Annotated in this window: 26 protein-coding genes; 15 read left to right on the top strand and 11 right to left on the bottom strand. The window is 64.6% G+C overall.

Annotated elements, in window-relative coordinates:
- The coding region (locus ACHWRX_RS10895; protein WP_394659213.1) for a dienelactone hydrolase family protein at nt 1-635 on the bottom strand (635 nt) is incomplete at its 3' end.
- Between the two features lie 103 nt (nt 636-738).
- Here ACHWRX_RS10895 and ACHWRX_RS10890 point away from each other — a divergent pair.
- The 6 genes from ACHWRX_RS10890 to ACHWRX_RS10865 all read left to right on the top strand — a co-directional run bounded on the left by ACHWRX_RS10890 (nt 739) and on the right by ACHWRX_RS10865 (nt 6,629).
- Nucleotides 739-1,005 (top strand): DUF6489 family protein, encoded by a 267-nt coding sequence (locus tag ACHWRX_RS10890; protein WP_058735650.1) that lies wholly within the window; start codon nt 739-741, stop codon nt 1,003-1,005.
- A gap of 46 nt (nt 1,006-1,051) precedes the next feature.
- Nucleotides 1,052-2,329, top strand: a complete 1,278-nt coding sequence (gene mnmE / locus ACHWRX_RS10885) for a tRNA uridine-5-carboxymethylaminomethyl(34) synthesis GTPase MnmE (RefSeq protein WP_394659212.1) — start codon at nt 1,052-1,054, stop codon at nt 2,327-2,329.
- Between the two features lie 61 nt (nt 2,330-2,390).
- Nucleotides 2,391-4,238, top strand: a complete 1,848-nt coding sequence (gene mnmG, locus ACHWRX_RS10880) for a tRNA uridine-5-carboxymethylaminomethyl(34) synthesis enzyme MnmG (RefSeq protein ID WP_394659211.1) — start codon at nt 2,391-2,393, stop codon at nt 4,236-4,238.
- Nucleotides 4,235-4,885, top strand: a complete 651-nt coding sequence (gene rsmG / locus ACHWRX_RS10875) for a 16S rRNA (guanine(527)-N(7))-methyltransferase RsmG (protein ID WP_394659210.1) — start codon at nt 4,235-4,237, stop codon at nt 4,883-4,885. The genes mnmG and rsmG overlap by 4 nt, the downstream gene beginning before the upstream one ends.
- Nucleotides 4,882-5,658: a ParA family protein gene (locus ACHWRX_RS10870; RefSeq protein WP_058735647.1), complete on the top strand. Its 777-nt coding sequence runs from the start codon at nt 4,882-4,884 to the stop codon at nt 5,656-5,658. The genes rsmG and ACHWRX_RS10870 overlap by 4 nt, the downstream gene beginning before the upstream one ends.
- On the top strand, nt 5,655-6,629 hold the full coding sequence (locus ACHWRX_RS10865; RefSeq protein ID WP_394659209.1) for a ParB/RepB/Spo0J family partition protein: 975 nt from the start codon (nt 5,655-5,657) through the stop codon (nt 6,627-6,629). The genes ACHWRX_RS10870 and ACHWRX_RS10865 overlap by 4 nt, the downstream gene beginning before the upstream one ends.
- Before the next feature lie 111 nt (nt 6,630-6,740).
- Here ACHWRX_RS10865 and ACHWRX_RS10860 read toward each other — a convergent pair whose 3' ends face one another.
- Together ACHWRX_RS10860 and ACHWRX_RS10855 are read right to left on the bottom strand one after the other, a co-directional pair.
- The gene (locus ACHWRX_RS10860) at nt 6,741-7,439 is read right to left on the bottom strand and encodes a glycine zipper 2TM domain-containing protein (protein ID WP_394659215.1); all 699 of its coding nucleotides are present in this window, start codon (nt 7,437-7,439) and stop codon (nt 6,741-6,743) included.
- Between the two features lie 187 nt (nt 7,440-7,626).
- Nucleotides 7,627-8,109, bottom strand: a complete 483-nt coding sequence (locus ACHWRX_RS10855; RefSeq protein WP_394659208.1) for a GAF domain-containing protein — start codon at nt 8,107-8,109, stop codon at nt 7,627-7,629.
- 61 nt (nt 8,110-8,170) lie between these two features.
- Here ACHWRX_RS10855 and ACHWRX_RS10850 point away from each other — a divergent pair, with 61 nt between their 5' ends.
- Nucleotides 8,171-9,622, top strand: coding sequence for a PQQ-dependent sugar dehydrogenase (locus ACHWRX_RS10850; protein WP_394659207.1), 1,452 nt, complete (start codon nt 8,171-8,173; stop codon nt 9,620-9,622).
- Nucleotides 9,623-9,662: 40 nt separating this feature from the next.
- Here the strand turns inward: ACHWRX_RS10850 and ACHWRX_RS10845 are convergent, their stop codons facing one another.
- The gene (locus tag ACHWRX_RS10845; RefSeq protein WP_394659206.1) at nt 9,663-10,502 is read right to left on the bottom strand and encodes an ATP-binding protein; all 840 of its coding nucleotides are present in this window, start codon (nt 10,500-10,502) and stop codon (nt 9,663-9,665) included.
- A 50-nt stretch (nt 10,503-10,552) separates the two neighbouring features.
- Between ACHWRX_RS10845 and ACHWRX_RS10840 the strand changes: the two genes are divergently transcribed.
- The gene (locus ACHWRX_RS10840) at nt 10,553-11,500 is read left to right on the top strand and encodes an L-threonylcarbamoyladenylate synthase (protein WP_394659205.1); all 948 of its coding nucleotides are present in this window, start codon (nt 10,553-10,555) and stop codon (nt 11,498-11,500) included.
- Between the two features lie 21 nt (nt 11,501-11,521).
- Here the strand turns inward: ACHWRX_RS10840 and ACHWRX_RS10835 are convergent, their stop codons facing one another.
- From ACHWRX_RS10835 to ACHWRX_RS10815, 5 genes are all read right to left on the bottom strand, one after another.
- Nucleotides 11,522-11,845 carry a hypothetical protein gene (locus tag ACHWRX_RS10835; RefSeq protein WP_394659204.1) on the bottom strand — a complete coding sequence of 108 codons (324 nt, stop codon included), beginning with the start codon at nt 11,843-11,845 and terminating at the stop codon, nt 11,522-11,524.
- Between the two features lie 131 nt (nt 11,846-11,976).
- Entirely contained in the window at nt 11,977-12,510 is a 534-nt protein-coding gene (locus tag ACHWRX_RS10830) for a CarD family transcriptional regulator (protein ID WP_058735740.1), read from the bottom strand.
- Between the two features lie 301 nt (nt 12,511-12,811).
- On the bottom strand, nt 12,812-13,150 hold the full coding sequence (fdxA, locus tag ACHWRX_RS10825) for a ferredoxin FdxA (RefSeq protein WP_058735640.1): 339 nt from the start codon (nt 13,148-13,150) through the stop codon (nt 12,812-12,814).
- Nucleotides 13,147-13,461 carry an RNA-binding S4 domain-containing protein gene (locus ACHWRX_RS10820; protein ID WP_058735639.1) on the bottom strand — a complete coding sequence of 105 codons (315 nt, stop codon included), beginning with the start codon at nt 13,459-13,461 and terminating at the stop codon, nt 13,147-13,149. The genes fdxA and ACHWRX_RS10820 overlap by 4 nt, the downstream gene beginning before the upstream one ends.
- Complete coding sequence (locus ACHWRX_RS10815; RefSeq protein WP_394659203.1) at nt 13,458-16,016, bottom strand: helicase-related protein; 2,559 nt, start codon at nt 16,014-16,016, stop codon at nt 13,458-13,460. Before ACHWRX_RS10815 ends, ACHWRX_RS10820 begins: the two co-directional genes overlap by 4 nt.
- A 236-nt stretch (nt 16,017-16,252) precedes the next feature.
- On the opposite strand from ACHWRX_RS10815, the gene ACHWRX_RS10810 reads away from it, so the two are divergent.
- From ACHWRX_RS10810 to ACHWRX_RS10780, 7 genes are all read left to right on the top strand, one after another.
- A complete protein-coding gene (locus tag ACHWRX_RS10810; protein ID WP_394659202.1) occupies nt 16,253-17,890 on the top strand; it encodes a M23 family metallopeptidase in 1,638 nt (545 codons plus the stop codon).
- Nucleotides 17,891-17,921: 31 nt separating this feature from the next.
- Entirely contained in the window at nt 17,922-18,917 is a 996-nt protein-coding gene (gene hemB, locus ACHWRX_RS10805) for a porphobilinogen synthase (protein WP_394659201.1), read from the top strand.
- Complete coding sequence (locus tag ACHWRX_RS10800; protein WP_394659200.1) at nt 18,910-21,180, top strand: spermidine synthase; 2,271 nt, start codon at nt 18,910-18,912, stop codon at nt 21,178-21,180. Before hemB ends, ACHWRX_RS10800 begins: the two co-directional genes overlap by 8 nt.
- Nucleotides 21,177-21,746 carry a gamma carbonic anhydrase family protein gene (locus ACHWRX_RS10795; protein WP_394659199.1) on the top strand — a complete coding sequence of 190 codons (570 nt, stop codon included), beginning with the start codon at nt 21,177-21,179 and terminating at the stop codon, nt 21,744-21,746. The genes ACHWRX_RS10800 and ACHWRX_RS10795 overlap by 4 nt, the downstream gene beginning before the upstream one ends.
- Nucleotides 21,747-21,757: 11 nt before the next feature.
- Complete coding sequence (locus ACHWRX_RS10790; protein WP_394659214.1) at nt 21,758-22,729, top strand: agmatine deiminase family protein; 972 nt, start codon at nt 21,758-21,760, stop codon at nt 22,727-22,729.
- A 378-nt stretch (nt 22,730-23,107) separates the two neighbouring features.
- A complete protein-coding gene (locus ACHWRX_RS10785) occupies nt 23,108-23,326 on the top strand; it encodes a hypothetical protein (protein ID WP_058735736.1) in 219 nt (72 codons plus the stop codon).
- Nucleotides 23,323-24,210 (top strand): bestrophin family protein, encoded by an 888-nt coding sequence (locus ACHWRX_RS10780; RefSeq protein WP_394659198.1) that lies wholly within the window; start codon nt 23,323-23,325, stop codon nt 24,208-24,210. Before ACHWRX_RS10785 ends, ACHWRX_RS10780 begins: the two co-directional genes overlap by 4 nt.
- A 54-nt stretch (nt 24,211-24,264) precedes the next feature.
- Here the strand turns inward: ACHWRX_RS10780 and ACHWRX_RS10775 are convergent, their stop codons facing one another.
- Nucleotides 24,265-24,936: a spermidine synthase gene (locus ACHWRX_RS10775; RefSeq protein ID WP_183615662.1), complete on the bottom strand. Its 672-nt coding sequence runs from the start codon at nt 24,934-24,936 to the stop codon at nt 24,265-24,267.
- Nucleotides 24,933-26,029 (bottom strand): threonine--tRNA ligase (gene thrS, locus ACHWRX_RS10770; RefSeq protein WP_394659197.1); only part of this gene is annotated, 1,097 nt, incomplete at its 5' end. The genes thrS and ACHWRX_RS10775, both read right to left, overlap by 4 nt.

The following is a 26,029-nucleotide window of genomic DNA, read 5'->3' as shown; positions in this document are numbered from 1 at the left end:
TCCCGGCGCGAACCGATTTCGGCCGCAAACCCGTGATCCAGCCCTTCGTAGTCATGCAAAGTCACCTTGGGATGATCGTCCAACCCCGCATGGATGGCCTTCTGCGCATCGGGTCCCACGAAGTGATCGGCCGTGGGAATATGCAGCATGAGGGGGTTCGCAATCGCGTTCTTCTCTCCCAGCATCTGGTCGATCATCACGCCGTAATAACCCACCGAGGCATCGATATCGGTGCGGGCTGCGGCCATGTAGGCGACCCGGCCACCCATGCAGAAGCCGACAAGTCCGACCTTGGCGATGTCCCGTTCACGCCTGATCCAATGAATAACGGCCTCGATGTCACGGATGCCCAGATCGAAGTCGTGCTTGGTCATATAGCCGATCGCTTCCTGGAATTGCTCAGGCACGTCGGCGTCCAGCTCGACGCCGGGCTGCTGGCGCCAGAAGGTATCAGGTGCAACCGCAAGATAGCCACGATCGGCCCACTCCTGGCATTTCTGCTGAATGCCAGCGTCGACACCGAAGATCTCCTGCTGCACGATGATCGCCGCGCGAGGCTGCCCTTGTGGCTGGACAACGTATGCCGGAATCTGGCCGTCCTCATCGAGGGTCGGGATTTGCGTGTTCGTCGGCATTGCACTCTCCTTGCTGGTCGCTCGGTAAGTAGGCAGGCGCGATGGACTTTGCCATGTGTCTGTGTCAGCATCTTTCGACAGGATCTCCAGGGAGAAGGCCACGATGAAGATCAATGTCGAGGTAGATTGCTCTCCCGAAGAAGCGCGCCGGTTTCTGGGGCTTCCCGACGTGACCAAGGCAAACGAGATTTACGTCGACTCCATTGCAAAGGCAATGCAAGGCGTCGGCACGGTCGACCAGATGCAGGAGGTGGCCAAGCAGATCGCGCCCATGGGACAGATGGGGTTGAAGCTGTTCCAGCAAATCCTGGAAGGCGGAGCAGCAATGGCCATGAGCAAGCCAGGTGGTTCCAAAAAGCCTGGCGACTGACTGAAACCATCGATACCTGCGGGCGGCTATGGCAGACCAGTCCCCCGTGAACGATACGATCTTTGCTCTCTCCAGTGGGCTTCCCCCTGCCGCAATCGCGATCGTGCGGATCAGTGGTCCTAGCGCGGCGTTCGCCGTCACCAGCCTGGCGGGCACCTTACCTTCCCCGAAAGTAGCATCGCTCAGGCAGCTGCGGGACCACGATTCAAACCAATTGGATGAGGCAATCGTTCTCTGGTTTCCTGGCCCCTCAACGGTGACCGGAGAGGATCTTGCCGAATTTCACCTCCATGGTGGCCGGGCGGTGCTTGCTGCAGTGCAACATGCATTGAACCTGTTGCCCGGTCTTCGACCAGCCGACGCCGGCGAGTTCACCAGGAGAGCGTTTGCTAATGGGCGGGTCGACCTGGCTGAGGCTGAGGGATTGGCGGACCTACTCAGCGCGGAAACGGAACTTCAGCGTCGGCTTGCCATGTCCATGGCTACGGGTGCGCTATCGACGAAGGTCGAATCGTGGAGAGATCAAGTTTTGATGATCTCGGCCAGGATCGAAGCTATCCTCGATTTTGGCGATGAAGACGACGTGGGTTCAGCGGTGCCAGACTTCACGCCCGACATTGTCAAACTCCTTTCGAATCTGCGCGAAGTGCTCAACGCTCCTAGGGCGGAAGCACTTCGCGAAGGGTTCCGGGTCGTTCTTGCGGGTCCTCCCAACGCCGGCAAAAGCAGTTTGTTTAACGCACTCGTGGAGGACGAGGCCGCGATAACAGCTTCGATCCCAGGAACCACGCGAGATGTGCTTTCTCGTCCTATTGCACTGGAAGGAGTACCATTTCTCTTTCTCGATACGGCGGGTCTTCGAATGGAAGCAGCCGATGAAATCGAGGCCATAGGGATCGAACGCGCGTCGGCAGAACTAGACCGTGCCGATCTCATTCTATGGATGGGCGCCGAGGGCGAGAAAGTGGGCGATCAGTTATGGGAAATTGAGAGCTTTGCGGACTGCCAAGGTCCGGGCAAGGCAAAACCTCGACACAGGATTTCGGCGATAACGGGCGAGGGTGTCGTAGGCCTTAAGCGTGATTTGGTTGCAACCGCGCGGTCCGTCATGGCGTCGCCAATCGGGATCGCGTTGAACGAACGCCAACACAGCCTGCTATCGGATGCTGCCAAGGCCTTGGATGGAGCATTAGAATCACCCGACCCATTGCTTCAAGCGGAAGCCTTGCGTGCCGGGCGAGGTGCATTCGACAAGCTGCTAGGGCGGTCAACCACTGAAGATATGTTAGATTCCCTGTTTGGACGCTTTTGTATCGGGAAGTGATGTTTCACGTGGAACACTCTGATCGCTTTGACGCGCCGCATCTTTCTCGTTAAAACGCCGTATGCCTTCCTTCGATATTGTTGTTGTTGGCGGCGGCCACGCCGGCTGCGAGGCGGCGGCTGTTGCTGCAAGAATGGGCACTAATGTCGCCCTGATCAATTTTGACCTACAAACGCTAGGTGCGATGAGTTGTAACCCGGCAATTGGCGGCTTGGGGAAGGGCCATCTTGTTCGAGAAGTTGATGCGTTTGATGGCCTGATTGCTCGAGCGGCGGATGCAGCGGCAATCCATTATCGGATGCTCAATCAGTCGAAGGGCAGTGCGGTGCAGGGGCCGCGTGTCCAAGCTGATAGGGCCTTGTTCCGAGCAGCAGTCCAGCGAATGCTGCGAAAGCAAAATGGTCTTTCACTCGTCGAGGGTGAGGTGGCGGCTCTGTTGGTTACTGGCCAGGCAGTGACCGGTGTGATCTTGGCTGATGGCACGAGAATCACGGCTGCCGCGACGATCCTTTGCACCGGTACGTTTCTAGGCGGAACACTATTCCGCGGGGAGGAGCAAACGATCGGTGGTCGAATCGGTGAGGCGTCCTCAAGCCGATTAGCCGCTCAGTTACGGGATCGCGCTTTGCCGATGGCGCGGTTGAAGACAGGCACTCCGCCTCGATTGGATGGTCGCACTATTGATTGGGGAGCCTTGGCTGAACAACCTTCTGACCATAGCCAATGGTCGATGTCGGCGATGGTACGGGAACGTGTAAACCCTCAGGTCGCCTGCGCGATAACCCGAACCAATGTCAGAACGCACGATGTCATCAGCCTAAACTTGCATCGATCACCTCTATTTACCGGTGCCATCGATGCTCGGGGGCCCCGATATTGCCCGTCGATTGAAGACAAGATCCACCGCTTTGCCGATCGGGACGGCCATCAAATCTTTCTGGAACCCGAGGGACTGAATACCACCTTGGTCTATCCCAACGGTATCAGTACCTCGCTGCCTGACGACGTTCAGCTGGAAATGCTGCGGACAATCGAAGGTCTGGAAACGGTAGAGATGGCTGTGGCCGGATATGCCGTCGAATATGACCATATCGATCCGCGGGCCCTGCGCTCGACTTTGGAACTGAAGGATATGCCCGGCCTCTACTGCGCCGGGCAAATCAATGGGACCACTGGATACGAGGAGGCCGCTGCTCAAGGCCTGGTGGCTGGAATGCACGCGGCTTGTGCGGTTCTCGAAAAGCCGTTCCCCGCATTGGATCGTGCGAATAGTTATCTGGCGGTGATGGTGGATGACCTGACGTTGCAGGGCGTCAATGAGCCATATCGAATGTTGACGGCAAGAGCTGAATATCGCCTTCGTCTCCGGGCGAACAATGCTTCGTCCAGACTCACGCCCATCGCAATTGAGGTTGGCGCAGTCGGAGAGAAGCGCCGGGAATGGTTCCTACGGAGAGAGGAGCAGGCGCTGGCGATCCACGAATCGCTGGATCAGCCTGCCTCACGATCAAAAATCAGCGCTGCAGGACTCTTTGCGCGAGAGGGTAGCGGCCAAATGCCATTACGCGAATGGCTGCGGCAAGACGGTATTGAGCTGCACAAGCTGTCACCCAGGTTGATCGATTTGGAAGGCATGGACGATATGCTGATCGAAGAGATCGCTGAGGACGTGGCGTATCAGCCTTACTTGGAACGGCAGGAGCGGGAACTGCGCGAACTTCGCGCTAGTGAGGCCATGCGAATTGATGTTGGGTTTAGCTATCAGAGCGTGCCGGGCCTTTCGCGCGAGATGGTGGAGCGGCTGGAGCGTGCTCGTCCGGAGACGCTGGCTGCGGCGGGGCGGGTGCCTGGCGTGACCCCGGCCGCCTTATCGGCCTTGCTGGTGCAGGTTCGTCGGCAAGCGGCATGATCTGTGATGATGCTTCTGCTCGCGAATGGTTGCTGACGCTTCCCGAAGGCGATGATGTAGCAATGAGCCGGATGGACCGGCTCATTGCAATGCTAGCAACCGAGAATGACCGGCAAAACCTGATAGCCAAAGCGACCTTGGATCAGGTGTGGCAGCGGCATGTGGTCGACAGTGCGCAGCTCCTCACACATGTTCCACGTGAAACATCAACAGCAAACTGGCTTGATCTCGGTACCGGTGCTGGCTTCCCCGGTCTCGTGATCGCGATCGTTCGGCCAGACATATCAGTGACGATGGTGGAGTCTCGCAACCGCCGAATCGAATGGCTTAATACCGTTGTCGAAGCCTTGGGCTTGCGGAACGCATGCGTGGTTGGATCGCAGCTGGAAGCCGTCCCGACATTCTCCGCCGATGTCATATCCGCGCGCGCATTCGCACCGCTTCCTGATCTCCTCAAGTTATCCGCGCGCTTTTCCACGCCGGATACGTTGTGGCTCTTGCCCAAAGGGCGGTCGGCAGCGCAAGAATTGGATCAACTCAAGGGATGGGACCATATGTTCCACGTGGAACAATCCATCACTAGCGACGACGCAGGTATTGTGGTGGGCTCGCTTCTCGGCCGCCGCACGAAAGGCAACCAACCGTGATTCGCATAGCGATAGCCAATCAGAAGGGCGGCGTCGGTAAAACGACCACCGCCATCAACGTCGCGACCGCGCTGGCGGCCACTGGATGGCGGACGCTGCTGATCGACTTGGATCCGCAAGGCAATGCCTCCACCGGGATCGGCGTCAGCGCCGCGCAACGCGAGCGGTCAACCTATGATGTGCTGGTGGATCAGGCGCCGATGGAAAGCTGCATCATGCGCACTCCCATTCCTATGCTCGATCTTTGCCCGGCGACCGTCGATCTGTCCGGTGCCGAAGTAGAACTGGTCGCTATGGAGGATCGCGCTCATCGTTTGTCGAAGGCGCTCAGGACCGATCTACCGTATGACGTTTGCCTGATAGACTGCCCGCCGTCCCTCGGCCTGCTGACGCTGAACGCGTTGACCGCCGCAGATACACTGCTTGTGCCCCTGCAATGTGAATTTTTTGCGCTGGAAGGTTTGAGTCAGCTGCTGACGACCGTCGAGCGTGTCCAGCAGCGGTTCAACGCGAACCTTGGCATCATCGGCATTGCGCTGACGATGTTTGATCGTCGGAACCGGCTGACTGATCAAGTGGCCGACGATGTACGATCGTGTCTGGGCCAGCTCGTCTTCGAAACGACGATCCCGCGCAATGTGCGCTTGTCAGAGGCGCCTAGCCACGGTGTACCGGCCTTGATCTACGATCATGCCTGCGCCGGCAGCAGGGCTTATATAGCGCTGGCACGTGAATTGCTGACACGTCTGCCCGAAGAAAGGAAAGCCGCATGAGTGAAGATACGGCGGTGAACGTGGCTTCGGCGGCCCTAGCTAACCCGGCCTCGGCCAAGTCGAAGTCCAAAGGCCTGGGTCGTGGGCTCGGCGCGCTACTGGGCGAGATACGCAGCGAAGCTCCGGTAAAATCGGATGCGACCCAGAACGAAGGGCAACCGGCTGCTGCGACTACGGGCTTAGCGATGTTGCAGATCGCTTCGATTACTCCGCACCCGGAACAGCCGCGTCGTCATTTCGATGAGGCCGCGCTAGAGGAACTGGCTGCGTCGATCGGACAGCGCGGTGTGATTCAACCAATCGTAGTTCGCGCCGTTGGCGCGGGCCAGTATCAATTGGTGGCGGGTGAACGGCGGTGGCGCGCGGCCCAGAAGGCGCAACTCCACGAAATCCCGGCGCTGGTTCGCGATCTCAGCGATCGCGATGTCATGGCGCTTGCCCTGATCGAAAACCTGCAGCGCGAGGACCTCAACCCGATCGAAGAAGCGCGCGCCTATCATCGCCTGGCTGAGAGTGAGGGGCTGACCCAGGCCGAGATCGCCAGAATGGTTGACAAGAGTCGCAGCCATGTCGCCAATCTGCAGCGCCTATTGGTTTTGCCGGAATCGGTCATCACGCTGGTCGAAACCGGTGAACTCTCGATGGGGCATGCCCGTGCGCTGATTGGCGTCGAAGGGGCCGAAGAGATCGCAGAGACGGCTGTCGCCAAGCAGATGTCTGTCCGCGAAGTCGAGAAGCTGGTAAGGCGCAAAACCAAAGGCGAGGCGCCTGCGCGAAAAGTTCGGACTGCGCGCAGTGCCACGGACGATGCCGATATCGTTGCCGTACAAACCCACCTTGAGGAATTTCTGGGCCTTCCGGTTCGTATTCAGTCGGATGCCGATCCCAAGTCCGGTCTGGTCACGATCCGGTATACCACGCTGGATCAGCTCGACCTGATCTGCCAGCGCCTGACCGGTGGTGAGTTTTGATAAGGGCCGGTTGCCGATTGATCGTGCGCGATCACGGCGGGTAGAATAATGAGAGGGACGATCTGGCTTAGCTCAGGATCGTCCCTCTCAGTCTTCTATAACGCGTCCAGATTACTTGATGCGCACCCGCTTGTCGGGGACGATCTTCACGCGCTTGTCTGCTACGACTTTGGTGCGCAGGCGCCGGGGATGGCTGCGTGCGGGAACGTACTCATACTCGTACTCCACCGTCTCCGTGCAATTGGGGGTCGGCTGGACGACGGGAACGGCGGCGGCGCAGCAACCTGGAACTGGAGCGTAATAGGCCGGGGCATAAGACGGCGCATAGCCCGGGTATGCCGGATAGCCATAGGCGGGATAGCCGGGAGCCTGCGGGTAGGGTGCAGGAGCCTGTGACTGTGCATAATATCCTTGATAATCAGCGAGATAGGCTTCGCACTCGTCCGCGTTACGGCCGCGATCTTCGGCCCTGTCGATAGCGGAGCCCGCCACTGCGCCAACGCCGGCACCCGCGACGGTGCCGATCGTCCGGTTGCCGCGACCGGCAATCCGGTTGCCGGCAACGCCACCGACGACCGCGCCGATCGCCGCGCCGCCCAAGCCACGGTCGCGCGAGGAAAGGCGTCGGCGGCAATCGGCAAGCCAAGCCTGGGACGCGGGATCGTAACCTGGCCCGCCATCGTCATAGCCATGCGCATAATCTGCGCCGACGACCGGTGGGGCCGGTTGATCAGGATACCAGCTGCCGTTGCGCCACTCGCCACGAGGGCCGCCAGCGTGCGCCCAGGCCGCGCCTGAGGATAGCGCCACCAAGCCGGCAGCCAGACATAATGATCTGCAGATTCGTGATACGGCGGCCATGGGCGTCCTTTCGCGTGATCGTGCCGGATGATCCCAGCGTTAACGCGGCGTTTAGCATTTGGAGCCCTGGCAAACCAACGCGGCGACCGGGATATTGCGGACTGTTCCTTAGTGGAACACCCTGATCGACGCCCTCCTAGAGAAACGCGGCGACGATCGCAGCGAGATTTTCGATGCCGGTGGCATCGGCGCTGTCGAATCGGTTCAGCTCCGGGCTGTCGAGGTCGATCACGGCGCGCACGGTGCCATCCACGATCACCGGCACGACCAGCTCGGACCGGCTTTGCGCGTCACAGGCGATGTGGCCGGGAAACTGGTGGACATCGGGCACGAGCTGCGTGGCGCCGGTAGCAGCGGCGGTGCCGCATACCCCTTGGCCCAGCGGGATGCGGATGCAAGCGGGCTTGCCGATGAAGGGGCCGAGTACCAGCTCGCCCTCGATCACGCGATAGAAGCCGGCCCAGTTGAGATCGAGGACCGACATCCAGACGAGCGCGGCGAGGTTGGCCATGTTGGCGATTGCATCGGGCTCCCCGGAGACCAGCGCCTTCGCGGAAGCGGCCAGTTCGGCGTAAACCTGCGCCTTGGGCAGGGTCGGGTCGGTGTGGATTTCAAACATTGCGCGGGCATAGCCATGTGCATGGTTGTCGCCTAGTGCGCCGCGTTCTATCTCTCGACATATGAAAGCCTGGCAGCGCAACGCGCTTATCGCACTCCTTGTCGTCGGTATCGTGGTAGCGGCGATCTACGCCTACCTGACCTTCGCGCATCGTTCCGACCTCGATTCGGCAGCGACATCGGGCACCGATCCGATGCTGGTCGATCCCAAGCCGCAGACGTTTCCCAGCGTCAGCCTGGCCGAGCCGTCCGGGTGGGACGGTAACCTCGCGCCCCAGGCGGCGGCGGGCTTGACGGTCGGGCGATTCGCGACGGGGCTTGATCATCCGCGCACCATGCTGGCGCTGCCCAACGGCGATGTGATCGTGGCGCTGACGAACGCGCCGGCCGCCGCGAAGCAGGGGGGCATCACCGGCTTCTTCATGAAGCTGTTCATGGGCCGCGTCGGGGCGGGCGATCCGTCTCCCGACACGCTGGTGCTGCTGCGCGATGCGGATGGCGATGGCCGGGCGGAGCAGCGCTTTGAACTGCGCAAGGCGGACATGCACTCCCCCTCCGGCATGGCCTACCGGGATGGCAAGCTCTACGTCGCCAATCATAACGCGGTGCTGCAGTTCGCGTTCACGCCGGGTGAGACGAAGCTGGCGGGCCAGCCCAAGCAGCTGATGGAGCTGCCGGGCGGCGGCAATCACTGGATGCGCAACCTGCTGCTCAGCCCCGATGGCAAGCAGCTTTATGCGGCGGTGGGTTCGGCCACCAACATCGCGGACAACGGGATGGAAGCGGAGGCCGGGCGAGCGGCGATCTGGGAGATCGACACCGCGACCGGGCGGCGCCGGCAGTATGCGGCGGGGATGCGTAATCCTAATGGGCTGGACTGGAATCCCTCGACCGGGGAGATGTGGGCGACGGTGCAGGAGCGGGACATGTTGGGCCCCGATCTGGTGCCAGACTATCTGACGAACGTGCCGGTTGGCGCGCAGTACGGGTGGCCGTGGGTCTATTGGAAGGACAAGTTCGACGACCGGGTGAACTGGCCGATGGACACCAACATGGTCGAGTACACGCGCAAGCCGGAGTACGCGATGGGCGCGCATACGGCGGTGCTGGGCCTGAAGTTTGCGAGCGCGGGCAACCGGTTGGGTGCGGCGTTCGGCAACGGCGCGTTCATCGCGCGGCACGGCTCATGGAACCGCAAGCCGGCCGCGGGCTACGATGTCGTGTTCGTGCCGTTCGATGGCAACGGCAACCCGCAAGGCAAGCCCCGCCCGGTGCTGACCGGTTTCCTGGAGAAGGGCGGCGACAAGGCGCATGGGCGGCCGGTATGGCTGGCGTTCGACAAGGGCGGGGCCCTGCTGGTCAGCGATGACACCGGCGGCGTGATCTGGCGCGTGATCGCGCCGGGGGCGGCCCCTTCGGCTGGTCCCAAGGCCGTCGTGACCGAGCACATGAAGCCCAACAAGGAACTGGTCGACCCGACCCAGCCCCCCGCGATCGGTCGCCCGCAGGATTGATCGTCAACGCCCGGCGGTGCGGTACCGGCCGGGCAGCGCGTCAGAGCGCCTTGCCCACTCGCCCGGCCAGCTCGGCGATGTACTGCCAGGCGACGCGCCCCGAACGAGCGCCCCGCCGTTGCGCCCATTCCAGGGCGTTCGTTTGGTCCCAGGCCAGATCGTATGCGGTGGCATAGCCCGCAATGATCGCCAGGTAATCGTCCTGGCTGCAGTTGTGGAAGCCGATCGACAATCCGAAGCGGTCCGCCAAGGCCAGCTTGTCATCCACCACGTCGCGCATGTTGATCGGATCGTCCTGCTCCGACATCGAGCGTGAGACGATGGCGCGGCGATTGGCGGTGACGGCCAGGCGCACGTTGGCGGGCCGGGCTTCCACCCCGCCTTCCAGCCAAGAGCGCAGCAGGCGCGGCCCGGCCGAATCGCGATCCTCGAACCCCAGATCGTCCACAAAGACGAGGAAGCGGCGGTCCTGGCCGCCCAGTTCGGCGAACAGCGCGGTGACGCCGGAAAGCGCATCCTGCCCGATCTGGACGAGGGCGACGCTGCCGGGATGAATGCCTTGCGCGTCCTGCACGGCGGCGCGCAACAAGGCGGATTTGCCCATTCCGCGCGATCCCCACAAGAGCATGTCATGAGCCGCATGACCCGCCGCGAGCCGCGCTACGTTGGCCACGACGCGCTCTTTCTGGCTGTCTATCCCCTTCAGCAAGGCCAGCGCCGGAGCCTCCAGCCGGGATACGCCCCGCGCGCCCGATCCGGTCCAGACATAGGCAGGGTCGGCCTGCCAATCGACCGGCGTGGCCGGCGGCGGCACGAGACGTTCCAGCGCATTGGCGATGCGTGAGAGGAGGGGGGTGATATCACCGTCCGGGGCAGTCATCGCGGCGCTTTTCCTTGGCAATCCATCCGGCGGGCCTATAGCGGCGCGCGATGACGCAGGCCAGCCGCCCCACGGTCCTTCCCGCCGATGCCACCGGCATTACCCGCGCGGCGATGCTGCTGCGCGAGGGCGGCCTGGTCGCCGTGCCGACCGAGACGGTCTACGGTCTGGCGGCTCGCGCCGATCGGGATGAGAGCGTGGCGGCGATCTATCACGCCAAGAGGCGGCCCAGTTTCAATCCGCTGATCGTCCATGTTTCGGACCTGGCAGCGGCGGAACGGCTAGCGGTTTTCGACGCGCGGGCGCGTCAGCTGGCGGCGGCGTTCTGGCCCGGTCCACTGACCTTGGTGCTGCCGTTGCGGGCGGAGGCGGGCCTGGCCGCTGCCGTCACCGCCGGGCTTGCCACCGTCGCCTTGCGCTGTCCGGCGCACCCGGTGATGCGCGCCGTGTTGGCGCAAGCGGAGCTGCCCCTGGCCGCTCCGTCCGCCAATCGCAGCGGCGGCGTCAGCCCCACGTGTTCCGATCATGTCGCCCTTTCGCTGGGCGCGGCGGTGGACTTGATACTGGATGGCGGGGCGTGCGAGGCGGGCCTGGAATCGACGATCGTCGCGGTTCGGGAAAGCGGCTGGCAGGTCCTGCGCCCTGGCCCGATCACGCGAGAGGCGATTACCGTCGTGCTCGGCACGGTGGACAGCGATGGCACGCGAAACGCAGGCATCGAAGCCCCCGGACAATTGGAAAGCCATTACGCTCCGGGCAAGCCGGTGCGGCTGAATGCGATGACAGCAGAGGCCGGTGAATTCCTGATCGGCTTCGGCGCGATCGCCGGGGATGCATCGCTATCGGTGGCGGGTGATCTGACCGAGGCCGCATCCAGGCTCTACGCCTTGCTGCACCAAGCCGCAGCATCTCCACACCCGCGAATCGCCGTCGCACCGATCCCCGGTGAGGGGATTGGCCTTGCGATCAATGACAGGCTGCGGCGCGCGGCGGCCTGATCGGTGTAGCGTGGGGGTGGTTCAGCGCCGCTCGTAGGGCAGGCTGGGCAGCAGGGCCTGCAACTGGTCGTATTCGTTGCGCGCGGTGCTGCATGCGGCTTCGTCACCCTGCTCGCACTGGCGGCGGTGCCGTTCGTAGCTGCGCTGCAGCTTGCCGGCCTGTTCCTCGCGGCGGCGGATGTCCCGGCCGCGCTTCTCATCAGCTTCGGATTGGCTGGTGGTGGCCCAATCCACGGCCTTGGCGCCCACGCGAACCGGCGCGGTGACGACGTCTACGGCGGTCTTGGCCAGGCAGCCGGACAGCGCCAGCATCAGGACGGGGGCGAACAGCGCGATGCGTTTCATGGTGACTGCGCTGCCATGCTCGGCCCGGCATGGCAATTGGATAAGCGGCCAGCCGAAGGTGGCCCGCCATGCAAAAGGGCCACCTCCTTGCGGAAGCGGCCCCTTCGGATTCATGCCGTATCGGACCGCGATCAGGCGGTTTCGGCGGTGTCGTAATACTTGGGCGCATGCTCGTTGAGGATCGCCAGGATCTTCTTCAGAGCGGCGGGTTCGTCGGTCTTTTCCATGGCCGCCAGCTCCCGTGCCAGACGCGAGGATGCGGCTTCGAAGATCTGCCGCTCGGAATAGCTTTGCTCTGGCTGGTCGTCCGCGCGGAACAGGTCACGCGTGACTTCGGCGATCGAAACGAGATCGCCCGAATTGATCTTGGCTTCGTATTCCTGGGCGCGGCGTGACCACATGGTACGCTTTACCTTGGGCTTGCCCTTGAGGGTATCGAGCGCCTCGCGCAGGGTCTTGTCGGAAGACAGTTTGCGCATGCCGATCGATTCGATCTTGTTCACCGGCACGCGTAGCGTCATGCGCTCCTTCTCGAAGCGAAGTACGTAAAGCTCCAGCTGCATTCCGGCGATTTCTTGCTTCTGGAGCTCGATGACCCGGCCGACACCGTGCTTGGGATAAACGACGTAATCTCCAACATCGAAGGCATTGGCACTGGTTGCCATGTAACGTCCTTTCACCTGCAGGTCCGTCGACAGGATGGAGATGGTGCGACCCGATCAAGACCCTGTAGAGACAAGGCCTTGCCACCGGTCAGATCGCGATCTCAACCGTTTGCTGTCGGATCCTGCCTCATAGATAATGACTGCCGCGCGAGCGGAACGCCCGGGCAGTTGCAGGTCATATAGCATCATTGCGGCAAAAAAACCAGAGCCGAAGGCACTTTGCGTGCCTCCGGCCTGCGAAGGTGATCAAGTTTTCTGCCGATTGCCGGGCGGATAGCGCATCCGCACAGGGTAGGAAGGGTCAGTCGCCCTCGCCGGGTTCGGGAGAAAAGAACTTCTCGAACTTACCGTCGACCGACTTGAATTCGTCCGCGTCCTCGGGCGAATCCTTCTTGGAGGTGAGGTTGGGCCATTCCGCCGAGTACTTGGCGTTCAGTTCCATCCACTGCTCCAGCCCGCTTTCGGTGTCGGGCAGAATCGCTTCGGCCGGGCACTCAGGCTCGCACACGCCGCAATCGATGCATTCGCTGGGGTTGATGACGAGCATGTTCTCGCCCTCATAGAAGCAATCGACCGGGCAGACCTCGACGCAGTCCATGTACTTGCAGCGGATGCAGGCGTCAGTGACGACATAGGTCATGGCTGCGAAAACCCCTCTTCAATCTGTTCAGTCGCGCCGGCTGCTATGGGATCAGTACCGCCGCCGTCAAGCACTCTATAGTGCGCGCGTGCTTCCGGGTAGGGCCCGCGGCGGACGGGAAGCGTCAACACTTCCAGCACTTGCACCTCGCGGCCAGCGAAGATCGTCAGCACATCGCCCACCCCGATCTTCTGGTGCGCGCGATCGATGCGGCGGCCGTTCACGCGCATGTGGCCCTCTTCCGCCATGACCTGCGCCACCGTCCGGCTGCGGACGAGGCGAAGGTACCACAGCAGCTTGTCGATCCTCATCGCACCAGGTCGGACAAGGCGGCAAAGGCGCTGTGGAGCGGCGCGGCGACGGGGTGCTCGCCCGGGGCCGGCTGGCGCGCGGGCCGCCAGCGCCAGCGCACCGGGGCGGGCGGGCCAAACGCCTCGGCGGGCAGACGGCGCGGGTTGCTCGGCTGGAACCCGGCGAAGCGCAGCAGCCGTTCGTAGCTGGGCGCGGTCAGCCCCATCGAGATGCCCACGGCGGAATCCAGCACGAACGAGCGGCGGCCCAGCGTGGCGCGCACCTGATGCGCCTCACGCAGCAGCTTTTCCGCCATGTCGATGCGAATCAACTGCTTGCCGACGGCGCGATAGCCGCGCCGGGTGTGATTCTTGGGCGCGGGGATCACCGGGGCCATGGCGCCATGCACGAAATCGGCGCGGGCGCGGGGATCGGAAGGGGCCAGGTTGTGCCACAGCCGCATCGCTTCGGGGCGCAGCATCGCGGGTACGAAGATGTCGAGCGAACCCACCTTAACGCCCAGGCGGGACAGGCGCACCCGCTTGTCCTTGTCCAGCCGCTCAAGCCCAGAGCCGATACGCGCCACCATGCCGCCGGCGTCGACCAGCTGGATCAGCAGCGCGCGCAGTTCGGGCCCGGCCTCGGTGCTGCGGCTGGCCTCGGCGATGCGGCGCAGCGGTTCGAGCGGTTGCAGCTTGTGCTCAAGCCATTCCTCGACCCCGGCGAGCAGTTCCTTGCGCGCCGGGGCGGGCACCATGTCCAGCACGCGCTCCGCTTGAAGCTGGGGGCTGAGCGGCGCGCGGCCCTTGGCGAGACGAGCGATGCATGCGCCATCCAGCGTGATCGTGCCGTGTTCCAGTTCCAGCGGGGCGGACTTGTCGCGGATGGAGGCGATCACCTCTTCGGCGCGGCGTTCCAGCAGACCGGGCAAGTGACGCTCCGCCGCGGCGAGCAGCAGCTTACGATCGGACAAGCGCGCCTGTGGATCGATCTGGAAGGCAAAGCCCCGCAGCGATCCGATATGTTCCCCCTCCACCAGCACTTCCTCATCCTCCAGCCGCACGGAAAGCAGCCCCGCGTCGGTTCCCAGCTTACGCATCAGCACGGCGGTGCGCCGGTTGATGAAGCGCTCTGTCAGCTTGCCGTGCAGCGCGTCGGACAGCCGCGCCTCCACCGCGCGGGCGCGCGCCGCCATCTCGTCCCGGGCCAGCACCCAGTCGGGACGCTGGGCGATGTATGCCCAGGATCGGATGGCGGCGATGCGCCCCTGCAAGGTATCGATATCGCCCGAAGTCACATCCAGCTGGGCGATCTGCTGCGCCATGTAGTCCGCGCCCAGCTCTCCGTGGCGCAAGTCCTGCCATAGCCGGGCGACGAAGCGGGAGTGCGTTTCGGGGCCCTGGCTGCGGAAATCGGGCAGGCGGCACACGTCCCAGAAGCGGCGGACCATCCCGGCGGTGCGCACGCTGTCCGCGATATGGGCATCGTCGGCCAGCAGCTTCAGAACCGCCAAGTCGATCGCTTCGGGCGCGGGGGCCAGTTCGGGCTCGTAGGGCGGAGCTTCCAGATCGGTGATCAGGGTGCCCAGACTGTCGAAACGCGGCTCGGGTTCGCGCCAGTACAGCTTGGTCAGCGGCGGGAAGCGATGCTCCTCGATCGCGTAGACTTCCTCGTCCGTGAACTCGATCGCGGAATGGCTGCCGGCCAGTGTGCCGAACGTGCCGTCCTTCTGGTGCCGCCCGGCGCGCCCGGCGATCTGCGCCATTTCCGCCGTGGTCAGCCGCCGCTGGCGCACGCCGTCAAACTTGGAGAGCCCGGCGAAAGCCACATGCTCCACATCCAGGTTCAGCCCCATGCCCACCGCATCGGTCGCGACGAGATAGTCCACTTCGCCAGACTGGTAGAGTTCCACCTGGGCATTGCGGGTCTGCGGGCTGAGCGCGCCCATCACCACCGCCGCGCCGCCGCGAAACCGGCGCAGCATTTCCGCCGTGGCATAGACCTGCTCGGCCGAGAAGGCGACGATGGCGCTGCGCGGCGGCACGCGGCTGAGCTTCTTGGCGCCGGAGTGGCGCAGCGTGGAAAAGCGGGGCCGCGTTTCCACTTCCACGCCCGGAATCAGCGCTTTCACCATCGGCTCCAGTGTGGAGGAGCCCAGGATCATCGTTTCTTCGCGCCCGCGCGCATGGAGCAGGCGGTCAGTGAAGACATGCCCGCGTTCCCGATCGGCGGACAGCTGGGCTTCGTCGATGGCGACGAAAGCCAGATTCTCCTGCACCACCGGCATCGCTTCGGCCGTGCAGAGCAGCCAGCGCGCGTCCTTGGGCTCGATCCGTTCTTCGCCGGTGATCAGGGCCACGCGGTTCGCGCCCTTGATCGCGCAAACCCGGTCGTAAACCTCGCGCGCAAGCAACCGCAGGGGGAAGCCGATCGCGCCGCTGGTGTGCGCGCAGAGTCGCTCGATCGCCAGATGCGTCTTGCCGGTATTGGTGGGGCCCAAGACCGCACGGATCCGGCTGGAGGCCCTGTCACGGGTGGCGGCGCTCAGGGAGCCAGCGGTTAGGTTTTGCGCCATCGCTGTGGGAATGTGGCACCGCGATTCCCGCCGCACAAGACGCGGACGGCCCCCTTGCGACGGGACTGGGGAAATTAAGGAGGAAAATTTACCAATAGACTGTGCTCCACGAAGCCCCTGGCCAGCCCCGCTCGACTTCGGTCACTCACAAAGGCGATGTTTGACAGGATGTTAACCTTGCCGGCGCACAAGCCTTCCGACAGCGCCCGGCGGGGCGACAAGATCGGGACGTAGGGTTGTTCAAGGATCTCGGACACTATCACGAGGCGGCGGTCCGGTCGCATGGACCGGCCGAACTCGACCACAGCCTTGTGGTGAAGGGGTTCGGTCGCGCTCGGCTGCGCCGTCCGGCTCCCCCCGGCCCAGCCGGTTGGCGCGCCCGTTTCGAAGCGTGGTGGGGCGGCCTCGATCTCGCGCCTGATCTGGCCGAGGACATCGGCAGCCTGCGCTGGTTGCGCGGCGCGGGTACCTGCCTTGGGCTTTCCATCTTCGCCCTCTCGTTCTGGCCGGACTTTTCTCAGGTGGAGGCCGCCGCGATGGTGCCGCAGCTGGCGGAACAGCGGGATGAATATCGCAGCCAGATGATCATGCCGCTCAGCTTCGGCGGCGAGAGTGGCCGCCACATGGGGGCGACACCGGCAGTACGTCCGCTGAGCGGCGTGCCGGAGCGGCCGAACCTGCAATTCGTGGCGACCCTGGCACCCGGCGATACCTTCACCCGCATGCTGGCCCGCGCCGGAGTGGGCGAGGCGGACGCGGCGCAAGTGGCGCAACTGGTCGGCGGCAACATCTCGACATCGGCGATTCCTGCCGGGACGCAGTTCGACATCAGCCTGGGCCAGCGTCCCGCGCCCGGCAGTCCGCGTGCGCTGCAAAGCCTGGCATTCCATGCCCGGTTCGATCTTGATCTCACCGTGCGCCAGCAGGGCACCGGCCTGATGGTGGAGCGCCATCCGATCGTGGTGGATACTACGCCGCTGCGTATTCGCGGGATGATCGGCAGCAGCCTCTATCGCTCCGCCCGCAATGCCGGCGCCCCGATCGGCGCGATCCAGGCGTATCTTCACGCGATCGACCCGCACGTCAGCCTGGAAAGCGATCTCTCCGCGAGCGACGCATTCGATTTCGTCATCGGCTACAAGCGCTCCGCCACCGGGGAGCGGCAGCTGGGCGATTTGCTCTACGCGGGGATCGAGCGGGCCGGAAAGCCGCGCCTGCAGTTGCTGCGCTGGGGCAAGGACGGCGCGATGGTGGCAGCCGGGGGCGTGGCGACCGCCGGGTTCGCCCAGCCGGAAGCCCGCTCCGCGATCGGCGCACCCGTCGCCGGGCGGATCACCTCGCTTTTCGGCATGCGCCGCCATCCGATCCTAGGCTTTGTGCGGATGCATGCGGGCGTCGATTTCGGTGCGGCCTTTGGCGCGCCGATCTATGCGGTGGCGGACGGGATCGTATCTTTCGCCGGGCGGCATGGTGGCCACGGCAACTATGTGCGGCTGGAGCATGGCGGCGGCAACGGCACCGGCTATGGCCACATGAGCCGTATCGCGGTGTTTCCCGGTGCGCGGGTGCGGGCAGGGCAAGTGATCGGCTATGTCGGCTCCAGCGGGCTGTCCACGGGTCCGCACTTGCATTTCGAGGCTTATCAGGCGGGCCGCACGGTGAACCCGCTGGGCCTACGCTTTGCCGCGGTACGCCCGCAGATGGTCGATCCGGGCGAATCGTCGGCCTTCAAGCAGCGGCTGGCCGCGCTGATGGCGATCCGCCCCGGCGCGGCGCTGGGTGCGATCGCGGGGGCCGCTGGCGGCTCCGGCGCGGGCGTGCATCGAGAGATCAACCGCCTCGCCATGGCCGCAAACCCCCTTCGCCACGATTGAAGCGGCGGCGGATTTGCGGCAAGCGGCGGCAATGACCGCCGCTTATCCGCACGCCCGCTTGCGCCGTACCCGCACCAGTGCGTGGAGCCGTGCGCTTCACCGCGAAACCATGCTGACCCCGGCCGACCTGATCTGGCCCTTGTTCGTCACCGATGGCACCGGCGTGGAAGACCCGATCGCCTCGCTTCCGGGCGTCTCGCGCTGGTCGCTGGACGGGATTGCCGATCGCGCGCGCGAAGCGGTATCGCTTGGCATCCCGTGCCTGGCGCTGTTTCCGCACACCCAGCCCGATCGTCGCAGCGCGCGGGGTGAGGAAGCGCTGAACCCCGACAACCTGATGTGCCGGGCGATCCGCGCGATCCGCGATGCGGTGGGTGATGGCGTGGGCGTGCTGACCGACGTGGCGCTCGATCCTTACACCAGCCACGGCCAGGACGGCGTGATCGACGATGCGGGCTATGTCCTCAACGACGAGACGGTGGAGGTGCTGGTGGGCCAGTCGCTGAACCAGGCGGCGGCGGGCGCGGACATCATCGCCCCGTCTGACATGATGGACGGGCGCATCGCCGCGATCCGCGCCGCGCTGGAAGGGCAGGGCCACGCCAATATCCAGATCATGGCCTATGCCGCCAAGTATGCCTCCGCCTTCTACGGCCCGTTCCGGGACGCCGTAGGCTCACGCGGGCTGCTGAAGGGGGACAAGAAGACCTACCAGATGGACCCCGGCAACAGCGAGGAAGCCTTGCGCGAAGTGGCGCTGGACCTGGCTGAGGGAGCGGACAGCGTCATGGTGAAGCCCGGGCTGCCCTACCTGGACATCGTGCGCCGGGTGAAGGAGCGGTTCGAAGTGCCGGTCTTCGCCTATCAGGTGTCCGGCGAATACGCAATGATCGAGGCTGCGGCCGCCGCCGGAGCGGGCGATCGGGATGCGCTGGTGCTGGAAACCCTGCTCGCCTTCAAGCGGGCGGGCTGCTCCGGCGTGCTGACCTACCATGCCGCCCATGCCGCGCGGCTCCTCCATGGCTGAGGCCGGGCTCATCGATCCTGACGGTGTGGAGCACGACGCGGGTATGACGGCGGGATCGGCGCGCCGGCCGCTGTTCGTGGCCACGATCCTGACCGGCAGCTTTCTGCTGTTCCTAGTGCAGCCGATGGTGGCGCGCATGGCGCTGCCCCGGCTCGGCGGCGCGCCCAACGTGTGGAACAGCGCCATGGTGGTGTACCAGGCGCTGTTGCTGGCGGGCTATGGCTATGCCCACGGCCTGTCCAAGCTGGCGCAGCGGCGGCAGGCGATGGTGCATCTCTCGCTGCTGCTGCTGGCGGCGCTGACCCTGCCGATCGTGCTGGCGAATCTGGCCGCGCCCGTGTCCGGCTGGGAGGTGCTTTGGGTGCCGCTGCTGCTGTTGCTGACGGTCGGTCCGGTGTTCGTGGTCGTCTCGGCGCAGGCGCCGCTGATGCAGCGCTGGTATGCCGCTGATCCCGGCGCGGGGCAGCCCTGGGCGCTTTATGCGGCATCCAACATCGGCAGCTTCGCCGGCCTGCTCGCCTATCCCCTGTTGGCAGAGCCCCTGCTGAGCCTGCACCAGCAAAGTCACGCCTGGAGCCTGGGCTATGGCGTGCTGATCGTGCTGGTGGGCGTGGCGGCCTGGTCCCGCTGGAACGTGACCGACGTGGTCGCCGTCGCCGCGCAGGCCGAGCCGGAAGAGCGCATCGGCGCACGCCGGGTGCTGCTATGGCTGGCGCTGTCCGCCGTGCCGTCGGGCCTGCTGCTCTCCACATCGACTCACCTGACGACGGACATCTTTGCGATGCCGCTGCTCTGGGTGATCCCGCTGGGGCTCTATTTGCTGAGCTTCGCCTTCGCGTTCTCAGACCGCCGCGCCGCCGCGCATGTGATCGTGCTGCTGACCCCGGCCGCGGTGATCTTTGCGGGCAGCTTCGCCATGGTCTCCACATCCGGAGGCACGATGGTGGCCGCGATCGGCGCGCTGCTGCTGCTGTTCGAGGTGTCGGTGGCGCTGCACGCGCGGCTGTACGATTCGCGGCCCGGCGCCTCGAAGCTGACGTTCTTCTACTTCATCATGTCGCTGGGCGGCGCGCTGGGTGGCGCGTTCACCGCGCTGGTCGCCCCGGTCGTGTTCGATTGGGTGTGGGAGCATCCGATCCTGATCCTGGCCAGCGCCACGCTGTTGCCGCTGCCCGCCCAGCTCGATTGGCGGCGGATGGCGGGACTGGACCGGGGCATGTCGTGGATCGCGCTGGCGGTGCTGCTGATCTGCGCCACTTTCGTGGCCGCGCAGCTGATGACGCTGGTCAGCGATCAGTCCAACGAACTGGTGCAGCTATTCCTGCTGCTGGCGCTGACGGGCCTGGGCGTTCTGCTGATGCCGTGGCGGTGGGCTTTCGTGCTGGTGCTGCTGCTGGCGATGCTGGCGCAAGGCGGTGTCACCACCTTCAAGGCCTCGCGCGATCACCAGCGCACGCGCAGCTATTTCGGCATCTACAACGTCTATGACACCGGCCCCGGCCCGGGCCAGGTGCGCCTGCTGGCCCACGGCACCACGCTGCACGGCAAGCAGTCGCTCGATCCCGAACGCCGGATAGAGGCGACGACCTATTATGGGGACAGCTCCGGCGTCGGCCTGGCGATGGAGGCCGCGCCGCGGCTCTATGGGGCCAACGCCCGTATCGGCGTTGTCGGGCTGGGCAGCGGCACGCTGGCCTGCCGGCACAAGCCGGGGCAGCGCTGGACCATTTTCGAGATCGATCCGGCGATCGTCCACTATTCGCGCAATGGCACTTTCACGTTCCTGCAGACATGCGCGCCGGATGCCCGGATCGTGCTGGGCGATGCGCGGCTGGAGCTGGAGAAGCTGGCCCCACAATCGCTGGATCTGCTGGCGGTGGATGCATTTTCCTCCGACGCGATCCCGCTCCATCTGCTGACGGATGAGGCGCTGGGCGTTTATGAGCGAGCACTGACGCCGGGGGGCCTGCTGGCCCTGCATATCTCCAACCGCTACATCGATCTGGAGCCGGTGCTGTCCGCCATCGCCAGGAAGCGCGGCCTTGTCGCCATGATCCGCCGCGATACGCCCAAGGGCGACCTTGTCGTCGCGTCTAACTGGGTGGTGATGGCGCGTGACCCCGCGCGGCTGGCGCAACTGCGCGCGGCCAGCGGCGGCCTGAAATGGGAAGCGCTCGACCCGGCCCGTGGCGCCGCCTGGACCGACGATCACGCCTCCGTCCTGCCCTACATCCGCTGGGGCGCCATGCTGGGGAAATTATGACCGACCATACGCAACGCACCGACATCACCCTGGCAGCGATCGACGGCAAGAGCCCGCGCATCGATCCCAGCGCGTTTATCGCCCCGGGCTGCCGCATCGTCGGCGATGTCGAGATCGGGCCGGACGTCAGCATCTGGTACAACTGCGTCATCCGCGCCGATGTGAACCGCATCGTCATCGGCGCGCGCACCAATATCCAGGATGGCAGCGTGATCCATTGCGATAGTCCCACGGCGGACCGGCCCGAGGGCTATCCCACGCTGATAGGGGAGGATGTGCTGATCGGCCACCTGGCCATGGTCCACGGCTGCATCCTGCACGATCGTGCGTTCGTCGGGCTGGGCTCGGTGGTGATGGATGGCTGCGTGATCGAGAGCGATGGCATGATCGCGGCGGGCGCGATGTTGACCGGCGGCAAGGTGATCGGCGCGCGCCAGTTGTGGATCGGCCGCCCTGCCAAGTACCTGCGCGATCTGGACGATGCCGCGATCGCTTCCAACCGGGCGGGCGTGGAAGGCTATGTCCGCAACGGCAAACGCCACGCCGCCGCGCTGGGATTGGCTTGATCATGCTGACCATGCCGCCCGAATGGCATCCGCAGCAGTGGCTGTGGATCGGTTTCCCGCACGATCCGGTGGAGTGGCCCGGCTTCCTCGACCGTGCGCAGGAGCAGATCGCGGCCTTCGCCAACGCCGTGGCCGAAAGCGGGCAGGAAGTGCGGCTGATCGTGCGCGACGAGGCAAACCGCGCTCGGGCGGCGGCGCTCTGTTCGGCCAAGGTCGTGCTGGAAACCCGGCGCTTCGGCGATGTCTGGCTGCGCGATACCGGGCCGCTGGTGGTGCAGGATACGGCGGGCACACAGCACGCCATGCGCTTCGGCTTCAACGGCTGGGGCGGCAAGTACCTGATGGACGGCGATCAGGAGATCGGCGCAGAGCTGGCGGCCAGCGCCGGTCTGCAGGTTCGCACGGCGGACTGGATACTGGAAGGCGGTGCCTTGGACGGTGACGGTACCGGCCTTGTCGCCACCACAGAACAGTGCCTGCTCAATCCCAATCGCAATCCGCACTTGCGCCGTGCCGATCTAGAAACCCGCCTGCACAGGGACTTGGGGTACGATCGGGTGCTGTGGCTGGGCGATGGCCTGATCAATGATCATACCGATGGCCATGTCGACAATCTGGCACGGTTCGTGGCGCCCAACACTCTGGCGCTGCCGCGTGCCACCGGGGCGGATGATCCTAACGCGATGATCTACGCCGATGCCAAGACGCGGGCCGAAAGCGCGGGCGTGATCGTGCGCGAAGTTCCCTCTCCCGGTCGCGTGGAGAACGCCGGGCGGGTCGAGCCTGCCAGCTACATGAACTTCGCAATCACTTCGCGGCTGGTCGTGGTGCCGACTTATGGCACCGCTTATGATGCCGATGGCGTGGCTGCGATCGCGGAACTGTTCCCCGATCGTGAGACGGTGGGCGTGCTGGCCGATGCGGTACTGGCGGGCGGCGGCTCCTTCCATTGCTCCAGCCAGCAGATGCCGGCGCGATCTTAACGGTTCGACAAGCAACTCGGGTCCATTGTCGATGACATGGCCCGAGTCCTCCACCTTGCATCACGCGCGACCCGCTCTGCGGCGCATGGCGAACTGCTGCGTGCCGCGATCGTCAGCGGATGCGCGCTGGCCCTGATCCTGGCTCAGAGCCCCCTCGGGCTCTGATTCCAGCGGTATTTCCGCGTTTTACCGGGTGCTGGCCTTGAGCCGGCGCAGCGTATGATTGCGCTACATCGTCGCTGACGAAATTCGTCGCTCTTGCTGCACCGCACATCGCCGTGCTGCGTTGCAGCAAAACTTCGACGCATTTGTTCAACGTCTGTGAAAAAAGACGCTCCCACCTTTCGGGCTTTCGCACGTTACCCGCAAGGAATGACCATGTCTGATGCCGATAAGCCCACGCCGAGCCGCGCTCGTGAAATCCTGACCGGCCGCCTTTTGCTGCTGGGCTTCGGGCTTTCCGTGCTCGGTTTTCTTGTCGCGGTAGATCGTCCCGACTGGTTTGCGATTCGCCCCGCCACCGGCACCTCGATCGCCATGGCCAACGCGTCGCACGCCGCCGCCCCCCTCAATAGCGAGGCCGCCGAACCCCGATGATCGTCAATGCCGCTCCCAGTGCTCGCCAGATCTTCAGGGAAGTCTGGAAGGTCCTGATCCTGCTGTTCGTGTGGGACGTGGTCGTCACCGTCACGTATTACGTCCTGCCGTTCACCGCCCCCAGCCTGCCTTTGACGATCTTCGGCTCCGCACTCGCGCTGTTTCTGGGGTTTCGCAGCAACTCTGCGTATGAGCGGTGGTGGGAAGGGCGCAGCCTGTGGGGGCTGATGATCAACGCTAGCCGCAACCTGGCCCGCGCCGCGCGCAACTACATGCCCGATCCCGAAGCCGCGGATATGAAGCGGCGCATCGTCAAGCGGCAGATCGCCTACGTCAACGCGCTGCGCTGCCAGCTGCGCCGCCAGAGTCCCGACTCAGAAGTGCTGCGGATGCTGTCACAGGGTGATGCCGACCTGGCGCTGGCCCGCACCAATGTCGCCAACGGCATTCTGGACGGCACCGGCCGCCGCATCGACGAGGCGCGGCGCAACGGCTGGATCGACACCATACAGCAGGCGCAGATGGAAGGCGTGCTGGTCGATATCGCCAACGCGCAAGGCGGGATGGAACGGCTGAAGAACACGCCGCTGCCGGTCCAATACCGCTTCCTGCCGACCTTGTTTACGCACCTGTTCTGCATCCTGCTGCCGATCGGCCTGGTCGAGACGCTGCAGTTTGCCACGCCGCTGGGCTCGACGCTGGCGGGGCTGATGTTCCTGGGCGTGCTGGCTATCGGCGATGATCTGGTCGATCCCTTCGCCAACACGGTACACGATCTTCCCTTGCTGGCGATGTGCCGCACGGTCGAGATCGACCTGCTGCAGTCCATCGGCGACGAGGCACCCGAACCGATCAAGCCCGATGGCGAAGGCGTGCTGTGGTAGGATGGCTGCCGTCCCGGACGTGATCCGGGATGGGCAATCCGCTGTTGAAGGCCCTCAGCGCTTGCTGGCGAACCAGATCACGTGCTTGGGCCCCTTGCCGTTGCTGCGTGAGGCGACCTTGACCTCATCCACCACGAAATCGCACTTTTCCAGCCGGCGGGTGAACGTCGGGTCCGGCCCGGCGGACCAGATCGCCATCACGCCATCGGCGGTCAGCGCCCGCTTGGCGGCGCGCAGGCCGGGCGTGGAATAAAGGATGTTGTTATCCTCTCGCACCAGACCATCAGGCCCATTGTCGACATCCAGCAGAATCGCATCGTAATCGGCATGGGCCCCGGCGATGAACGGAGCGACGTCCGACATCACCAGCTGCACGCGCGGATCTTCCAGGCACCCGGCGGTAAGTTCCGCCATCGGCCCGCGCGCCCATTCGATGATCTCGGGCACCAGTTCCACCACCGTGACATGGGCGTTGGCGGGCAGCACCTTCAGCGCCGCGCGCAAGGTGAATCCCATGCCGTAACCGCCGATCAGGAACGTGGGCGCCTTGGCGTTGCGCACGCGATCGAACGCCATCGTCGCCAGCGCTTCTTCCGAGCCCCACTTGCGCGTGCTCATCAATTCGTTGTGGCCCAGCACGATCATGTGATCGCGATCGTGGCGATAGAGCTTCAACTCCTCGCCACCGGGGACCTGCGCCGTGGCCAGGTGTTCGCGTTGGATCATGGCTTCAGGTCCGGTGCCAGGCTGGCGTCCTGCAACAGCGCGATCGCCTCTTCCACCGAGACGAACTTCTGCTGCTGTTCGCCCAGCGTGCGGATGGCGACGGTGCCTTCCTCGGCCTCGCGCTTACCCACCACGAGCAGGTACGGCACCTTTTGCAGCGAGTGTTCGCGCACCTTGTAGTTGATCTTCTCGTTGCGAAGGTCCGTCTCCACCCGCACTCCGGCGGCCTTCAGCTTGGCGGCCACGTCTTCGGCATAGCCGTCGGCGTCGGACACGATCGTGGCGACCACCGCCTGCACCGGGGCGAGCCAGACCGGCAGCTTGCCGGCGAAATGCTCGATCAGGATGCCGATGAACCGCTCGTACGACCCGAAGATCGCGCGGTGCAGCATGACCGGGCGATGCTTGGCGCCGTCCTCGCCGATGTAGTGCGCGTCCAATCGGTCGGGCAGCACCCGGTCGGACTGGATCGTGCCGACCTGCCAGGTGCGGCCGATCGCGTCGGTCAGGTGCCATTCCAGCTTGGGGGCATAGAACGCGCCTTCGCCGGGCAGCTCTTCCCAGCCGTATTCCTCGGTCGCCAGGCCGGCGCGGACCACCGCATCGCGAAGCTCGGTTTCGGCCTGGTCCCACATCTCTTCGGTGCCGAAGCGCTTTTCGGGGCGAAGCGCCAGCTTGATGGCATAGGTGAAGCCGAAGTCCTTGTAGATCCGGTCCGCCAGCGCGCAGAACGCCTGCACTTCGGCGACGATCTGGTCTTCGCGGCAGAAGATATGCGCGTCGTCCTGGGTGAACTGGCGCACCCGCATCAGGCCGTGCAGCGCGCCGTGCGGCTCGTTGCGGTGGCAACAGCCATTCTCGTAGATGCGCAAGGGTAGGTCGCGGTACGACTTGATGCCCTGGCGGAAGATCAGCACGTGCGCCGGGCAGTTCATCGGCTTCAAGGCCATCCACTCGGCGTCGTTAGAGACGATCGGGCCCTCATCCTCGACGTTGGGCACCTCGTCGGGGATGACGAACATGTTCTCGCGATATTTGCCCCAGTGGCCGGACTGCTCCCACTGGCGCGCGTCCATCACTTGCGGGGTCTTCA

The organism is uncultured Novosphingobium sp. (assembly GCF_964277725.1).
GTDB lineage: Bacteria > Pseudomonadota > Alphaproteobacteria > Sphingomonadales > Sphingomonadaceae > Novosphingobium > Novosphingobium fluoreni.
The sequence above is the reverse complement of the archived record's forward strand: the minus strand, read 5'-3'. Positions and strand labels throughout refer to the sequence as shown.

Coding starts and splice junctions, on each gene's coding strand:
- ACHWRX_RS10890 (WP_058735650.1), top strand. CDS start 739: ATGAAGATCAATGTCGAGGTAGATTGCTCTCCCGAAGAAGCGCGCCGG.
- mnmG (WP_394659211.1), top strand. CDS start 2,391: ATGCCTTCCTTCGATATTGTTGTTGTTGGCGGCGGCCACGCCGGCTGC.
- rsmG (WP_394659210.1), top strand. CDS start 4,235: ATGATCTGTGATGATGCTTCTGCTCGCGAATGGTTGCTGACGCTTCCC.
- ACHWRX_RS10865 (WP_394659209.1), top strand. CDS start 5,655: ATGAGTGAAGATACGGCGGTGAACGTGGCTTCGGCGGCCCTAGCTAAC.
- ACHWRX_RS10855 (WP_394659208.1), bottom strand. CDS start 8,109: ATGTTTGAAATCCACACCGACCCGACCCTGCCCAAGGCGCAGGTTTAC.
- ACHWRX_RS10850 (WP_394659207.1), top strand. CDS start 8,171: ATGAAAGCCTGGCAGCGCAACGCGCTTATCGCACTCCTTGTCGTCGGT.
- ACHWRX_RS10845 (WP_394659206.1), bottom strand. CDS start 10,502: ATGACTGCCCCGGACGGTGATATCACCCCCCTCCTCTCACGCATCGCC.
- ACHWRX_RS10840 (WP_394659205.1), top strand. CDS start 10,553: ATGACGCAGGCCAGCCGCCCCACGGTCCTTCCCGCCGATGCCACCGGC.
- ACHWRX_RS10835 (WP_394659204.1), bottom strand. CDS start 11,845: ATGAAACGCATCGCGCTGTTCGCCCCCGTCCTGATGCTGGCGCTGTCC.
- ACHWRX_RS10830 (WP_058735740.1), bottom strand. CDS start 12,510: ATGGCAACCAGTGCCAATGCCTTCGATGTTGGAGATTACGTCGTTTAT.
- fdxA (WP_058735640.1), bottom strand. CDS start 13,150: ATGACCTATGTCGTCACTGACGCCTGCATCCGCTGCAAGTACATGGAC.
- ACHWRX_RS10820 (WP_058735639.1), bottom strand. CDS start 13,461: ATGAGGATCGACAAGCTGCTGTGGTACCTTCGCCTCGTCCGCAGCCGG.
- ACHWRX_RS10815 (WP_394659203.1), bottom strand. CDS start 16,016: ATGGCGCAAAACCTAACCGCTGGCTCCCTGAGCGCCGCCACCCGTGAC.
- hemB (WP_394659201.1), top strand. CDS start 17,922: ATGACCGCCGCTTATCCGCACGCCCGCTTGCGCCGTACCCGCACCAGT.
- ACHWRX_RS10800 (WP_394659200.1), top strand. CDS start 18,910: ATGGCTGAGGCCGGGCTCATCGATCCTGACGGTGTGGAGCACGACGCG.
- ACHWRX_RS10795 (WP_394659199.1), top strand. CDS start 21,177: ATGACCGACCATACGCAACGCACCGACATCACCCTGGCAGCGATCGAC.
- ACHWRX_RS10790 (WP_394659214.1), top strand. CDS start 21,758: ATGCCGCCCGAATGGCATCCGCAGCAGTGGCTGTGGATCGGTTTCCCG.
- ACHWRX_RS10785 (WP_058735736.1), top strand. CDS start 23,108: ATGTCTGATGCCGATAAGCCCACGCCGAGCCGCGCTCGTGAAATCCTG.
- ACHWRX_RS10780 (WP_394659198.1), top strand. CDS start 23,323: ATGATCGTCAATGCCGCTCCCAGTGCTCGCCAGATCTTCAGGGAAGTC.
- ACHWRX_RS10775 (WP_183615662.1), bottom strand. CDS start 24,936: ATGATCCAACGCGAACACCTGGCCACGGCGCAGGTCCCCGGTGGCGAG.